The organism is Chitinophaga silvatica (genome assembly GCF_003419895.1).
GTDB classification, from domain to species: Bacteria; Bacteroidota; Bacteroidia; order Chitinophagales; family Chitinophagaceae; genus Chitinophaga; species Chitinophaga silvatica.
In genome coordinates this window covers 96,993-112,139 of sequence record NZ_QPMM01000008.1, presented here as the reverse complement: position 1 = coordinate 112,139, position 15,147 = coordinate 96,993, and the positions used below count along the sequence as shown (strand labels likewise).

The following is a 15,147-nucleotide window of genomic DNA, read 5'->3' as shown; positions in this document are numbered from 1 at the left end:
TAAAACGATTAAAATTGTAAATGCTATGGTTAAATTGATATTTGCTGTTCCAAACGGCAAGGGCGGGAATTAATCCCGCCCTTTGCCAATATTATTTCTCATTTTTTTCAAGCTTACCGATCTTTCTATCCAGATTGATAAGGAACAAAGTTATTCCCAGGAAGATGATCACTAAGACACCTACCACTACGTAAATTTTATCATTGCTACGGAAAAACTCGTTTACCGGGCCTTTCTCGGTATCTTGCTGTTGTGCGTTGGCTAATACGGAAATCATTAATAGCGCAGCTGTAAGGCAGAATGAAAACGCTTTATTAATCATTTAAAAGAGTTTTTTAAGTTGTAATTTTTTGTAGCGCACTACTAAAGTAAAAATCCAGACGCCTAATAATGTCCATCCGATAAATGCAGGATATAACACCATTTTCATAGTACCGTCTGTGTCTTTTGAAGCAAAACCTGGAGTAGTAGCACTTCCCGGGTGCAAAGAATCAACCATCCGGGGGATGATATATGTAAGCGGGATTAGTAAGGCATAGGCGAATATGTTGAAAACAGCAGAGATACGCGCCCTTTTGTCCATATCCTGGATAGACATACGCAACACCAGGTATGCTAAATAAATTAAGATGGCAATGGCAGTACACATCTGTTTAGGATCGTCTGTCAGGGTACCGCCCCAGGTATAGGTAGCCCAGAGTGTACCAGTAGCAAATCCAAGTATGCCAAAGAAAGCCCCTACGCCGGCAGCGCTGGACGCTACAATATCTTTCTTTAAATCGTATTTGTTAAGGAATAAAAGAGAATAGACGAGGGAGATAGTGAACATCGTATACATAGATATCCACATCGGCACGTGAAAGAACAATCCTCTGGATGACTGTCCGTTGGTTCCTATAATTGGTATATTAATAGTAAACCCGGCGATAATTACATATAAAAGAAGCAGTATCGCTAATGCTTTCCACCAATGTTTGGCCATTTTTTATAGCTATATTCCGGGGGCAAACCTACAGGTTTTCCCCTTAAGTACAAAGATTTTAGGCGATTTTAAGTTTATTGCAACATCTATAAATACCTATTAAAATTCGTTTATAGAAGTTAGCTGTTTGTTTGATATTTCATCAATCTTTCCACAGAAATGGGAAAAGAATGAGTGTTAAGGCTATTACCAGGATATCCATCCCTCCGAGAAGGAAAAACATTTTTGGTAATCCTGGCTGATAAACAGTAAGGAAAGCAGAAACTGAAATATTGGCCAGCAGCATCAAAATTGGCAAAATAAGCGGAAACCCCATTACCGCCATTAAAGCGGCATTATGGTTGGCCTGGGCCGCAATTGCTGCCAGCATGGTAAAGAGAAGGGATAAACTTACGCCCCCCATCAATACCATTCCTATAAAATATCCCATATTGGCGATTGGATTTCCCAGGAACGCAATACTACATATCATGGCAATTAAGCTCATCAAAATCATTAAAATGATATTATAGATGAGTTTCGCCATTATAAATACCCTTGGATGTACCAGTGAATAGAAATATAGCAACCGGCCTTTACTCTCCTGCATAAAGCTTTTGGCAACAGCATTTACGGCCACAAAAAGCTGGATTACCCAAAAAAGGGCATTCCATAGCTTGTCATCCGGTTTTCCTAACATCAGATTGATTACAAAAACAGTAGAAACTATGTATAATAATACTCCATAAAATGCATACTGTTGACGCAATTCTAACGTAAGATCCTTCTTTACAAGGGTTATTACCTGATGTATAGTACTTTTCTTCCTCATGGTATGGCCGCAAAGATAGTCAGGATTTACAGATAAGTACAACGATTTAATCCTAAGTCCATAAAACTAACTATATTAGCCAATCCATATAAATTACTGTCGATGAATAAAATTCTGGTAGCCAATAGAGGTGAAATTGCATTACGGATTATGCGATCTGCGAGGGAAATGGGCATTAAAACTGTTGCGGTATATTCTGAAGCCGATCGTACCATGCCTTTTGTGTTGTTTGCAGATGAAGCGGTATGTATTGGCCCGGCACCATCAAATCAATCTTATTTATTAGGCGAAAAAATCATTGCAGTAGCAAAGGAAAAGAATGCAGATGCCATTCATCCTGGTTATGGATTCCTCAGTGAAAACGCAAAATTTGCCGAGCAGGTTACTGCTGCCGGTATCACATTTATAGGCCCCTCCGCTTCTTCTATTGAGGTAATGGGTAGTAAACTGGCTGCCAAGCAAGCTGCTCAGAAATTTGGAGTACCAATGGTTCCCGGCACCGAAACACCACTGAGAAGTCTGGAGGAAGCTAAAGAAGTAGTAAAGAAAACGGGGTTCCCGATTCTGATCAAAGCCTCTGCCGGTGGCGGTGGTAAAGGTATGCGTATCGTAAATGAGCCTTCAGAATTGGAGGAACAGATACGCATGGCTAAAAGTGAGGCCCTTAGCGCATTTGGCGATGATGCTGTATTTATTGAAAAATATGTAGGCTCACCGAAACATATTGAGATTCAGATCCTGGGCGACAAACACGGTAACTGTGTATACCTGTTCGAACGTGAATGTTCCATTCAGCGCAGGCACCAGAAACTAATTGAAGAAGCGCCTTCATCTTGCCTTACTCCTGCTATCAGAGCTGCTATGGGGCAATGTGCGGTTGATGTAGCCAAAGCTTGTAATTATTACGGAGCCGGTACAGTTGAATTCCTGGTAGATGAAGCACTAAACTTCTATTTCCTGGAAATGAATACACGCCTCCAGGTAGAACATCCCGTTACAGAACTGATTACAGGTTTAGACCTGGTAAAAGAACAAATAAAGATTGCCAGGGGAGAAAAACTTTCCTTTTCCCAGGATGACCTCAAAATAAATGGCCATGCCATTGAATTACGCATTTGCGCAGAAGACCCGATGAATAACTTCCTTCCGGATACCGGAAAACTGGAAACATATATCCGTCCGCAAGGTTATGGAGTAAGAGTAGATGATGGTTACGAACAGGGAATGGATATACCAATTTTCTATGATCCAATGATCGCTAAACTTATTGCATGGGGTAGCAACCGCGATGAAGCCCGTCACAGATTAATACGTGCAATTGAAGAGTACATAGTAAAAGGTATTAAAACCACTTTACCATTCGGGCATTGGGCATTACAACAACCTGCATTTATTGAAGGAAACTTTGATACAAATTTCATCAGTAAATTTTTTACGCCGCAAGCCTTGCAGGAGAACAATCTGAAGGAAGAACAGGTGGCAGCAATCCTGGCTGCGTATGTGTGGCAGCAGCAAAATGTACCTTTACAATCAACCAGTGAAGATCAAAAAACTGTTTCCAACTGGAAAAAAAGGAATATGTTAAGATAACTATATAATAGTTATTAACTTTCGTTAAAGTAGTTTTCCGCATGCGGAAAACACTTAAATTTGCGCCAATTTTTCATGACACTACGTAACTTGATTTTACAGATCCTGGGCTTTATTTACCCTCCTTTTTCGAAGGTAATGCCATTTCAAACGTTCCGCTACCTGGCTTGTGGCGGTGGTAATACGTTGTTGGATATATTCCTGTATTTTATCAGTTACAATTTCATCCTACGTCATGAAACCATCCATTTTGGTTTATTTGATATGGGGGCCCACATTGGTGCGTTGTTTATGGCTATGGCAGTAACATTTCCTACTGGCTTCCTTTTAAGTAAATATGTAGTGTTCTCAGAATCCAATATCAGGGGCAGGGTTCAACTTTTCAGATACTTTATCATGGTGGGTATTTGTATTATGCTCAACTATGTTTTTATGAAGATATTTGTTGAACATTTTAATCTCTATCCTACTATCAGTAAAATTCTAACTACTATACTGGTAGTAATATTCAGCTATCTTACCCAGAAAAAATTCACATTTAAAGTAAAAAAGGAGCAAATATTATAAAGGTGGTACCTCTATAATATTTACTAATTCCTTTCAAGCTATGGATGGGTATAATAACAATGCCTGCATCTTGGCTCGTACAAATCTTTTTCTCCCAGTAATAAGGTTTCTTTGGATGCGGACTTCCTGAAAGAATAGTTGGCGATATTTCCACACACTACACAAATAGCATGTAATTTTGTAATATAATCTGCTTTTGCCAGTAAAAAAGGCATCTGTCCAAATGGTTTTCCGGTATAATCCATATCTAACCCTGCAACAATTACCCGCACACCCGCCAAAGCCAGCTGATCACATACATTTGGCAATTCCGCATCAAAGAACTGAGCTTCATCTATTCCTACAACATCTACATCCTGCGCCAGTAGCAGAATTTGCTGTGAGTTTTCAATTGGGGTAGAATTGATCTTATTTTCATCGTGCGACGTAATATTTACCTCATCATATCGCACGTCTATTGCCGGTTTAAAGATTTCTACTTTCAGATTTGCTATCCTTGCTCTTTTCAACCGACGAATCAATTCTTCTGTTTTTCCTGAAAACATAGATCCACAAATCACCTCTATCCATCCCCTACGCCCTCCTGTTATAGAAGGTTCAATAAACATATTGTAGTAATTTGATTATTAATTAATTGAAATATTCTATTTTTATAAAAATGAAATATTTCCTACCTATTAACGTTAACAATTAAGGCATGGAAAAAATTAGTGCATTAATTGAAAAATTGCTGGAATTGAAAAATTCCGGAGCAGACCTGGCAACGATTTCCTATTATGTGCAATTGTTGCAGGCAGAAGTATTACGTGTACGTACCCTTCAACACCTCGAGCAACTCGACAAACACGCTAACGTTGCAGTTATTTTACCCTCTCAGCAACCTATAACTGTTGCCGTTTCAACTACTGAAACAGAGGCGCAAACTACAACATTACCGTCAAATAATCCTGTGGCCGCTCCGGTTCCTAAGGCAGAAGATATTAACATTGCAGTAAACAATAATACCACTTACCCTTATAAAGAGGCAGAAACACCTGCTCCCAAACATATTGAGAAGGTAATTCCTGTAACGGAGCTCAACAACCAGGTGAGGGAAACAGAAGATATCAATTCTGCCTATAAAACATCTGATGTAGTAGATATCAACACAGCTGCCAAGGCCCATGAGATTACAGACCTCAATTCTGTATTTGCCAAACAGACTACCGCTCCTGAACCACCTCCTCCTCCGCCTGTTACTAAAGTTATAGAAACACCAATACCTGCACCTGCCAGATCGCAAGCCACATTATTTGATCCTACTCCTGAAACTAAGGAGGTAAAAGAGGTTAAAGAATCTACCGGTCAATCACTGAACGACCGTCTGCGCCTCGAAAAACAGGAACTGGCACAAAAACTAGGCGAAATACCAATAAAAGACCTTCGCCAGGCAATTGGGATTAACGACAAGTATCAGTTTATAGAAGATTTGTTTAATGGAGACAGGGATTTATACGAGCGTTCCATTAAAACACTCAACGATTTCACAACACTTCAGGAAGCCGATTACTGGCTTCAGCGCGAAATCAAGATTATTCAGGGTTGGCAGGATGATCACAAATTGGTACAGCAATTCTATGCTTTACTAAGAAAACGCTTCTCCTGAATGTAGGTGAGTACTTTTTCAGTAGCTCCGATATTTTGTTGAACATATTTTCCTGCCGTAGCAGCCATTTTCGAGTAGAATTCAGGCTCTGTGAACAATTTTTCCAATATCTGGGAAAGAGATTGTAAATCTGTTACTACTGCGGCACCACCTGCAGCTACCAATTCAACAGCTTCAAAATACTTGTCATAGACAGGGCCAATAATCACAGGTTTACTATAAACAGCTGGTTCCAGCACATTATGAATCCCCCCTTTTGCCAATCCACCACCAACATAGGATAGATATGCATACCTGTATAAGATGGTTAGCATGCCTATATTATCGATAATCAATACTTTAGGCTTAGTAGCAGGTTGAGTTTTAAAAAGGGAAAACCTGATAGCATCGGGGAAAAGATTTTCAATAGCCTGTAAATGCTCTTCATGAATTTCATGGGGGGCAAGAATCAAGCAGGTATTGGAGGGTTGATGTTGTTGCCACCACTGACTAAGTAGCTTTTCATCTTCCGGCCAGGTACTCCCGGCAACAATAAGACGGTTATCCGACAAGCTTTCAATTTCAGGAACAGAACGTTGTTCTTTCAACAGATCGGCTACTCTGTCGAACCTCGTATCGCCGCTTACCGTAACCTGGTTTATCCCTATATTTCTGAGCAAATCCAATGAGGTAGGGTTCTGAACGAAAATATGGGTAAGCTGCTTAAGTAACTTTTTGAACATGGAGCCATATCCTTTAAAGAAGATCTGATCTGGCCGAAAAATCCCGGAAACCAGTAAAGTTGGTACGTTTCGGGCATGCAAAGTGGTCAGATAATGATACCAGAATTCGTACTTTATAAAGATGGCAAGAGCGGGCTTGATAATTTCAATAAATTCCCGGGCATTTTTTGCAGTATCCAGCGGAAGATAGCATACAAAATCAGCACCTTGGTAGTCTTTTCGCACCTCGTACCCGGAAGGGGAGAAAAAAGTTAACAAAATTTTATTGGCAGGGTAATTTTTGCGTAAGGCCTCCAGTACCGGGCGGCCCTGTTCAAATTCACCCAGGGAAGCGGCATGTACCCAAATGGTGCTACCATCGCCCAATTGGGCTGCCGACAACTTGTTTTGCCAGTCTTTTCGGCCATCAAGCCATTTCCGGGCTTTGCTTTTGCCTGCCATAGCGGCAATCCGCACTACAAATTGGTATAATTGAAGGCCTGTATTATATATCCCGGTTCCTAACATAATAGAATACGTACTTTTACCTGAATTTCTTGTTGCGGGCAAAGATACTCCCTTACCAATCCCAAAATTTGTAAATTTGCACACTTTAAACAAAATAAAAATATACGATCATATGGTTCCTATTCAGATGGTAGATTTGAAACGCCAGTATAATAAGATTAAACCCCAGGTAGATGCAGCCATCGAGGAAGTACTGAACAGCACCGCTTTTATTAATGGAAGCGCCGTTCAGCAGTTTTCAGGAGAACTGCAATCGTATCTGGACGTGAAGCATGTGATACCTTGTGCAAATGGTACTGATGCCTTACAAATAGCCATGATGGCCTTAGGGTTGGAACCTGGGGATGAAGTGATCACCCCATCTTTCACGTTTATTGCAACAGCAGAAGTAATTGCTTTATTAAGATTGAAACCTGTGTTTGTGGATATTGATCCTAAAACCTATTGTTTGGATGTTGCAGCAATTGAAAAAGCAATTACCCCAAAAACCAAAGCTATAGTTCCTGTACATTTATACGGACAAGTAACTGATATGGAGCCATTAATGGCTTTAGCGGCCAGGCATAATCTTTATGTAATTGAAGATAATGCACAGGCAATCGGTGCTGATTATACGTTTGCTGATGGAAGTCGTAAAAAAGCAGGTACTATTGGTCATATTGGCTGTACTTCATTTTTCCCGTCAAAGAACCTGGGTTGTTACGGAGATGGCGGAGCCATCTTTACCAATGATGATGAATTAGCGGCTAAATTGAAAATGGTGGCAAATCACGGACAATCGGCCCGTTATTATCATGATGTAGTAGGTTGCAATTCAAGACTCGATTCAGTTCAGGCGGCTGTTTTAAACATCAAATTACCATTATTGGATCAGTATATTGAAGCGCGCAGAGCTGTTGCAGATGCTTACGATGCTGGGTTTGCAGATGTTCCGTCTATTATTACCCCATATCGTGCAGCCAACAACTATCATGTTTTTCATCAGTATACACTGCAACTGGTTGGCGCCGATAGAAATAAATTGCAGGAATACCTTGCATCAAAAGGCATTCCGGCTATGATTTACTATCCTGTTCCGGCTCACCGTCAGAAAATGTTTGCCGATTTTGGAGGGGCTGAATTTAATCTACCTGTTACCGATCAACTCACCCATAGGGTGATTTCCTTACCGATACACACTGAAATGGATCAAGATCAACTGGATTATATAATTCAGTCAATTAAAACATTTTTAAACACCCCCTCATGAAAATTACAGTAGTGGGTACTGGTTACGTAGGTCTTGTAACTGGTACTTGTTTTGCCGAAACGGGTAATGAAGTAACCTGTGTGGACATTGATGCCAACAAAGTAAAAAAGTTATCAGAAGGCCAGGTTACAATCTATGAACCTGGATTAGAGAAACTTTTCGAGAGAAATCTGAAAGAAGAACGTCTGTTTTTTACTACCAATCTGGAAGAAGGTATTAAAGAAGCTGAAGTTATTTTTCTGGCATTACCTACACCTCCGGGAGCCGACGGGGCAGCAGATTTATCATTTGTACTGAATGTGGCAGAGCAATTGGGGAAGATCATGACAGATTACAAGGTGATTGTCGACAAAAGCACCGTACCTGTAGGTACAGCGGAGAAAGTTATAGCCGCTATTGCCAAAAACTGTAAAACTCCTTTTGATGTAGTCTCCAATCCGGAGTTCTTAAGAGAGGGTGTGGCAGTTGATGATTTCATGAAACCCGACCGCGTTGTAATAGGCACTTGTTCCGACAGAGCAAGAAAAGTAATGGGAGATCTGTACGCTCCATTTGTAAGACAGGGAAATCCTATCATATACATGGACGAAAAATCTGCAGAACTTACAAAATATGCAGCTAATTCTTTCCTGGCTACCAAGATTTCATTTATGAATGAAATAGCTATCCTTTGCGAAAAATTAGGAGCAGATGTGGATATGGTACGCAGAGGTATGGGAAGTGATGACCGTATAGGAAAAAGATTTTTGTTTCCTGGTATTGGATATGGAGGGAGCTGCTTTCCTAAGGATGTACAGGCCCTGGTTAAGTCCTCTGAAGATGCAGCTTATGATTTCAAAATATTAAATGCAGTAATGGAAGTAAATGAGTTGCAAAAGCTCTTTTTAATTCCAAAGATTAAGGCATTCTTTAATAATGATCTGAAAGGTAAGCACTTCGCAATATGGGGTCTGGCATTCAAACCAAACACAGATGACATCAGGGAAGCACCAGCATTATATATTATCAATGCATTGCTGGAGGCCGGAGCTACAGTTACTGCATTTGATCCTGAAGCAATGAAGAATGTGCAGCAGGTAATTGGAGATAAAATTACCTATTCAGAACATCAGTATACCTGTTTGGAAAATGCAGATGCATTAATAATTGCTACAGAATGGAGTGTTTTCAGAACTCCTGATTTTAATAAGATTGGAACTGCATTGAACAATAAGGCCATCTTCGATGGTAGAAATCTTTTTGAAGTCAGCAGAATGAAAGAACTCGGATATCATTACGAAAGTGTTGGACGCACTCCATCTATCCTTTAAATCTTAATATGCCATGGAAACTAAAAGAATACTAATAGCAGGAGGTGCAGGATTTCTTGGGTCACATCTCTGCGATAGATTTGTAAAAGAAGGCTATCACGTTATTGCGATGGATAACCTGCTAACCGGCAATATTAAAAACATAGAACATTTATTTCCTCTTCCAAATTTTGAATACTATCATCATGATGTAACAAAATTTGTTCATGTTCCCGGAAAGCTGGATTATATTCTGAACTTTGCATCCCCTGCAAGTCCTATTGATTATCTGAAGATGCCTATCCAAACTTTAAAGGTAGGAGCATTAGGTACACATAATCTCTTAGGGTTAGCAAAAGATAAAAAAGCAAGAATATTAGTTGCTTCAACATCTGAAGTATACGGAGATCCTACGGTTCATCCTCAACCGGAAGAATACTGGGGGAATGTAAATCCTGTAGGTCCGAGAGGCGTTTATGACGAAGCCAAAAGATTCCTGGAATCAATTACAATGGCATATCATAATTTCCATGGAGTAGATACACGCATAGTTCGTATCTTCAACACTTATGGTCCGAGAATGCGTCTCAATGATGGTAGGGCATTACCTGCATTTATGAGTCAGGCATTGAATGGACAGGATCTTACAGTATTTGGTGATGGAAGTCAGACACGATCTTTTTGTTATGTTGATGATTTGATCGAAGGAATTTACCGATTATTATTATCTGACTATCATTTGCCTGTTAATATTGGAAATCCACAGGAAATAACTTTACAACAGTTTGCTGAGGAAATCATCGCATTAACAGGAAGTAAACAAAAAATTGTTTATCATCCATTACCAAAAGATGATCCAAAACAACGCCAGCCAGACATTACCAAAGCCCGTTCAATTCTCGGATGGGAACCAAAAGTTAGTCGTCAGGATGGTTTGAGGATCACCTATGAATATTTTAAAACAGCTTTATTAAGTAACAGCTAAATAATTTCGTTAATGAAAAGGAAACTCTTGATCACTGGAGGTGCAGGCTTCATTGGTTCACATGTGGTAAGATTATTTGTGAATAAATATCCATCATATGAAATTGTGAACATGGATGCCCTTACTTATGCCGGGAATCTGGAAAACCTTACAGATATTCAGGATAAGCCTAATTATATTTTTGAGAAAGGAGATATTACAGACGACACCAGAGTCAACGAACTTTTTGAAAAGTATAAATTTGACGGAGTTATTCACCTAGCTGCAGAGAGCCATGTAGATCGCTCGATCATGGACCCTCTTGCGTTTATTAAGACCAATGTTCTGGGAACAGCAGTATTGCTTAATAATGCTAAAAAGCACTGGAGTGATAATATGGAAGGAAAACTTTTCTACCATGTATCAACCGATGAAGTATATGGCTCTTTAGGCGAAGAAGGTTTCTTTGTTGAAACTACTGCTTATGATCCCAGATCTCCATACTCAGCATCCAAAGCTAGTTCGGATCATTTTGTAATGGCTTATCATCATACCTATCATCTACCGGTTGTTATTTCTAATTGTTCCAATAATTACGGTTCTCACCACTTCCCGGAAAAATTGATCCCATTAGCCATTCATAACATCAAGAATAATAAACCGGTACCTGTTTATGGTAAAGGTGAAAATGTAAGAGATTGGTTATTTGTGAACGATCATGCCAGAGCTATTGATACCATTTTCCATCATGGCAAAAATGGTGAAACCTATAATGTTGGAGGTTTCAATGAATGGAAAAACATTGATTTGATTCAGCTTTTATGTAAAATAATGGATAAGAAGTTAAATCGTAAAGAAGGGGCTTCTGCACAACTCATTACTTTTGTAAAAGACAGAGCGGGCCACGATTTAAGATATGCCATTGATGCTACAAAACTGAACAAGGAATTGGGATGGGAACCTTCTTTACAATTCGAAGAAGGCCTGGAAAAAACTGTTGATTGGTATTTACAAAATGAAAGCTGGCTTACCAACGTAACCAGCGGGGCTTATCAACAATATTACGAGGAACAATATCAAACACGATAACCTACATGCCTTTTCTGCAAACCGGAATAGCCGACCTTTTAATCTTCGAACCAACAGTATTTGGGGATAACAGAGGCTATTTCTTTGAAAGCTATAATGCCAACACTTTTAAAGCCAACGGGCTTGAATACAACTTTGTTCAGGACAATCAAGCCAGATCTACCTATGGTGTATTAAGAGGCCTGCATTACCAATTGGAGCCTTATGCTCAAACCAAATTAATACGTGTATTGGAAGGACGGATTATCGATGTTGTAGTTGATATTCGTAAAGGCTCTCCTACCTACGGGAAATCATTTACTATTGAATTAAGTGCAGAAAATAAACTACAGCTACTCGTGCCAAAAGGTTTTGCACACGGATATGCAGTAACAAGTGAAACGGCTGAAGTAATGTATAAATGTGATAATTTCTATCATAAAGCCAGCGAAGGTGGTATCATTTATAATGATCCGGCACTGAACATCGATTGGGGAATTGATCTTAATGACGCAATAGTTTCAGAAAAAGATCAGATTCTACCTAAATTGGCTGATATTCACCACAACTTTGTATTTAACAGTTGATCTTAAAGTATGAAAAATATTCTTGTAACCGGAGGAAACGGACAACTTGGGCAATCACTTAAACAGTTAGCAAATAACTATCCAGCACTCAACTTTCTGTTTACAGATTATGAAGACCTGGATATTACAGATGCAACTGCTTTAGATTCATATTTTGCAGCTCAGCAAATTGATGCCTGCATCAATTGTGCTGCCTATACAGCGGTAGACAAGGCAGAGCAGGAAGAAGACAATGCATTTCTGCTAAACTTCCAGGCCGTGTTGTCATTAGCTGAAATATGCGCACGTTACAACGCTCAGCTAATACATATCTCTACAGATTATGTATTCAGTGGTCGTCAGAATGTTCCATATACCGAAGAAGATGACACCGATCCTGAAACGATTTATGGTGCTTCAAAAGTAAGAGGAGAAGCTGCTGCAATAGGTTATAACCCTGATACCATCGTCATTCGTACTTCCTGGCTGTATTCTGAATTTGCTGTAAACTTTGTAAAAAGAATGCAGGAATTAATGCAGGAGAGACCAGAACTTACCGTGGTATATGATCAGGTAGGAACCCCTACCTATGCAGGTGACCTGGCTGCTGCTATTATTGAGGTTATCAATTTTAAAGCGGCAAATCCTGAAACTGCCATCGGTGGTATATATCATTATAGCAACGAAGGGGTTACCAGTTGGTTCGATTTCGCTGTAGCAATTAAAGAAATGACAAAAGCTACAACCACTATTTTGCCTGTTACATCAGATAAGTATAAAACAGCAGCAAAACGCCCGGCTTACAGTGTATTAAATAAAGAAAAAATTAAAACTACTTTCGGCATCAGTATTCCTTATTGGAGAGATAGCCTGGCTAAATTATTAGCTAAATAATAGTTTTAGGAAAATATAGAAAAGGGCTGTCTCACACTTCGAGACAGCCCTTTTCCATTCCAGTGTACCTTTGAAAGATATAATTAGTTTAAGCCAACCTCTATGAATTGGTCTTCTTAAATCATTTAACGGAGGTTATTAAGGTTGCTCCTACCAACTGTCCATCTTTCATAGAAACAGATTTCACGGTTCCGAATCCCGGAGCAAACCATTCTACCGCACTAAATTGAATCGGAATCCCCGCTCCCATCATCCTCATTTCAAAATCAATATCATACGCAATTTTGTAGCAGGTCCAGGTGCCAGCCGGCGTAGTAACCATTTCCTGACCGGCAACTTTTCGATTATTCACACTATAACTAACGTCAACGTCTACACCGTTCATTTTACCGGTCATTTCAAACAAGCCATCTTTCAATTGTTGCCCGACCTGCATTTCGGCCGGATAATCGAGATATGCTTTATTAGGTTTCGCCGGAATTTTAATATCCTCCATTTGTTGCATGGATGGAATACTCATTTTCATATCCAATACCACACCCGATCCATAACATCGGAAATGTCCTTCTCCGGAAGTTAATAATTGAGCATCCCTGTCGTAGTAGTTATTTGTAAAATCTGAAATAGTGCTGTCACCAGTGTTCCGGACCCGGGTAACTTTATAAACTGTTTTTCCGCTTGCATTATCTTTTGAATCGAAGATTGTCATTTCGATTTCAGCATTGTTGGTAAGATAATAGTAACCTTTACAATTTTGGGCGTTAATCGACAATACACTGCATGCTGTTAACAGCAAGATCACAAGGCTTTTCATAAACATGCGCTTTCTGGGTGAACAAATCAATGTAAACAATGGGGTTTCTGATATAAATGTACATAGATATTCTTATATATGACGAAGGCCACCATAAACTAAGTTATTCCTGTTTATTTTTGTAGGTTTGCAAAAATTGAATAATAAATCATGAATCTGATAGAAGAACTGCGTTGGCGGGGTATGATACAGGATATGATGCCTGGTACTGAAGAGCAATTGCTAAAGGAAATGACCAGCGCATATATTGGTTTTGACCCTACTGCTGAGTCCCTGCATATAGGAAGCCTCGTACCTATCTTATTGCTGGTGCACCTGCAAAAGGCAGGGCATAAACCCTTTGCACTGGTAGGTGGAGCTACTGGTATGGTGGGTGACCCTTCGTTCAAAGCAGAGGAAAGAAAAATGTTAGACCTCGATACCCTGTCAAAAAATGTTGCCGGTATCAGAGCACAGCTCGAAAGCTTCCTGGATTTTGATCCGGCTAAGCCAAACGCTGCCGAAATGGTAAACAATTTCGATTGGTTCCAGCATATCTCCTTCTTAGACTTTATTCGTGATACAGGCAAACACATCACTGTTAATTACATGATGTCTAAAGATTCTGTAAGAAAAAGACTGGAAGGTGAAAATGGTATGTCCTTTACCGAATTTACCTATCAATTAATTCAAGGCTACGATTTCTATCATTTATATACTGCCAAAAACTGCAAACTCCAAATGGGCGGATCCGACCAATGGGGGAATATAGTTACAGGTACTGAGCTTATACGCCGTAAAGCAGGTGGTGAAGCATTTGCTTTTACCTGCCCTCTGATCAAAAAAGCAGATGGCACCAAGTTCGGAAAAACAGAACAAGGCACTGTTTGGCTCGATGCGAAAAGAACATCTCCTTATATGTTCTACCAATTCTGGTTCAATACAACAGATGTTGATGCCGAAAGCTATATTAAAATATTCACTTTCTTAGGCCAGGAAGAAATAGATGCAATAATCGCAGAACACAGAGCGGATGCCGGGCGCAGGATTCTGCAAAGAAGACTCGCTCAGGAAGTAACAACCTTCATTCATGGTAAAGAAAACTATGAATTTGCTGTTGAAGCTTCTTCCATACTTTTTAATAATAACACCGCTGCCATTCTTGCTTCTTTATCAGAAGACCAGTTACTGGATGTAATGAACGGGGTGCCACAACATGAAGTTGCAGCCTCTGATTTAGAAGCAGGTAAAGACATCGTCACCCTTTTAGCTGAAACCGGAATCCTTCCAAGCAAAAGCGAAGCACGTAAACTGGTGCAGGGCGGTGGAGTAAGTGTTAATAAGAAAAAAGCTACAGGTATAGATCAGGTAATTTCAACTCCAGATCTTCTGAATAATAAATACCTTTTAATCCAGAAAGGAAAAACTAATTATTACCTGGTAAAGACTGTATAATAAGAGTTTTGTATAAAAAGGAAGAGGAAGTTGCTACGCTTTAGC

General features: G+C 39.6%; 16 protein-coding genes. 10 read left to right on the top strand and 6 right to left on the bottom strand.

The window, feature by feature from the left end:
* Positions 1-91 precede the first annotated feature (91 nt).
* The 3 genes from DVR12_RS15975 to DVR12_RS15965 all read right to left on the bottom strand — a co-directional run bounded on the left by DVR12_RS15975 (position 92) and on the right by DVR12_RS15965 (position 1,793).
* A complete protein-coding gene (locus tag DVR12_RS15975) occupies positions 92-322 on the bottom strand; it encodes a CcmD family protein (RefSeq protein ID WP_116976807.1) in 231 nt (76 codons plus the stop codon).
* Complete coding sequence (ccsA, locus tag DVR12_RS15970) at positions 323-982, bottom strand: cytochrome c biogenesis protein CcsA (protein WP_116976806.1); 660 nt, start codon at positions 980-982, stop codon at positions 323-325.
* Positions 983-1,124: 142 nt separating this feature from the next.
* Positions 1,125-1,793: a heme exporter protein CcmB gene (locus DVR12_RS15965; RefSeq protein ID WP_116976805.1), complete on the bottom strand. Its 669-nt coding sequence runs from the start codon at positions 1,791-1,793 to the stop codon at positions 1,125-1,127.
* A 102-nt stretch (positions 1,794-1,895) separates the two neighbouring features.
* Between DVR12_RS15965 and accC the strand changes: the two genes are divergently transcribed.
* Both accC and DVR12_RS15955 read left to right on the top strand, forming a co-directional pair.
* Positions 1,896-3,383 (top strand): acetyl-CoA carboxylase biotin carboxylase subunit, encoded by a 1,488-nt coding sequence (gene accC / locus DVR12_RS15960; protein WP_116976804.1) that lies wholly within the window; start codon positions 1,896-1,898, stop codon positions 3,381-3,383.
* Between the two features lie 75 nt (positions 3,384-3,458).
* Positions 3,459-3,950: a GtrA family protein gene (locus tag DVR12_RS15955; RefSeq protein ID WP_116976803.1), complete on the top strand. Its 492-nt coding sequence runs from the start codon at positions 3,459-3,461 to the stop codon at positions 3,948-3,950.
* 38 nt (positions 3,951-3,988) lie between these two features.
* Here the strand turns inward: DVR12_RS15955 and DVR12_RS15950 are convergent, their stop codons facing one another.
* Positions 3,989-4,558, bottom strand: a complete 570-nt coding sequence (locus DVR12_RS15950; RefSeq protein ID WP_116976802.1) for a thymidine kinase — start codon at positions 4,556-4,558, stop codon at positions 3,989-3,991.
* Positions 4,559-4,647: 89 nt separating this feature from the next.
* Between DVR12_RS15950 and DVR12_RS15945 the strand changes: the two genes are divergently transcribed.
* Positions 4,648-5,595 carry a hypothetical protein gene (locus DVR12_RS15945; protein ID WP_116976801.1) on the top strand — a complete coding sequence of 316 codons (948 nt, stop codon included), beginning with the start codon at positions 4,648-4,650 and terminating at the stop codon, positions 5,593-5,595.
* Here DVR12_RS15945 and DVR12_RS15940 read toward each other — a convergent pair.
* The gene (locus DVR12_RS15940) at positions 5,565-6,824 is read right to left on the bottom strand and encodes a 3-deoxy-D-manno-octulosonic acid transferase (RefSeq protein ID WP_116976800.1); all 1,260 of its coding nucleotides are present in this window, start codon (positions 6,822-6,824) and stop codon (positions 5,565-5,567) included. The genes DVR12_RS15945 and DVR12_RS15940 overlap by 31 nt on opposite strands.
* A gap of 112 nt (positions 6,825-6,936) precedes the next feature.
* Here DVR12_RS15940 and DVR12_RS15935 point away from each other — a divergent pair, with 112 nt between their 5' ends.
* The 6 genes from DVR12_RS15935 to rfbD are packed head-to-tail and all read left to right on the top strand — an operon-like array spanning position 6,937 to position 12,854.
* Positions 6,937-8,073: a DegT/DnrJ/EryC1/StrS family aminotransferase gene (locus tag DVR12_RS15935; protein WP_116976799.1), complete on the top strand. Its 1,137-nt coding sequence runs from the start codon at positions 6,937-6,939 to the stop codon at positions 8,071-8,073.
* Positions 8,070-9,383: a UDP-glucose dehydrogenase family protein gene (locus tag DVR12_RS15930; protein WP_116976798.1), complete on the top strand. Its 1,314-nt coding sequence runs from the start codon at positions 8,070-8,072 to the stop codon at positions 9,381-9,383. The genes DVR12_RS15935 and DVR12_RS15930 overlap by 4 nt, the downstream gene beginning before the upstream one ends.
* A gap of 13 nt (positions 9,384-9,396) precedes the next feature.
* Positions 9,397-10,347 (top strand): UDP-glucuronic acid decarboxylase family protein, encoded by a 951-nt coding sequence (locus DVR12_RS15925; RefSeq protein WP_116976797.1) that lies wholly within the window; start codon positions 9,397-9,399, stop codon positions 10,345-10,347.
* Between the two features lie 12 nt (positions 10,348-10,359).
* Entirely contained in the window at positions 10,360-11,415 is a 1,056-nt protein-coding gene (gene rfbB, locus DVR12_RS15920) for a dTDP-glucose 4,6-dehydratase (protein WP_116976796.1), read from the top strand.
* Between the two features lie 5 nt (positions 11,416-11,420).
* A complete protein-coding gene (rfbC, locus tag DVR12_RS15915) occupies positions 11,421-11,981 on the top strand; it encodes a dTDP-4-dehydrorhamnose 3,5-epimerase (RefSeq protein ID WP_116976795.1) in 561 nt (186 codons plus the stop codon).
* 9 nt (positions 11,982-11,990) lie between these two features.
* On the top strand, positions 11,991-12,854 hold the full coding sequence (gene rfbD, locus DVR12_RS15910) for a dTDP-4-dehydrorhamnose reductase (protein ID WP_116976794.1): 864 nt from the start codon (positions 11,991-11,993) through the stop codon (positions 12,852-12,854).
* A 121-nt stretch (positions 12,855-12,975) separates the two neighbouring features.
* Here the strand turns inward: rfbD and DVR12_RS15905 are convergent, their stop codons facing one another.
* Entirely contained in the window at positions 12,976-13,668 is a 693-nt protein-coding gene (locus tag DVR12_RS15905) for a TapB family protein (protein WP_116976793.1), read from the bottom strand.
* A 150-nt stretch (positions 13,669-13,818) separates the two neighbouring features.
* On the opposite strand from DVR12_RS15905, the gene tyrS reads away from it, so the two are divergent.
* Complete coding sequence (gene tyrS / locus DVR12_RS15900) at positions 13,819-15,102, top strand: tyrosine--tRNA ligase (protein WP_116976792.1); 1,284 nt, start codon at positions 13,819-13,821, stop codon at positions 15,100-15,102.
* Positions 15,103-15,147: the final 45 nt, after the last annotated feature.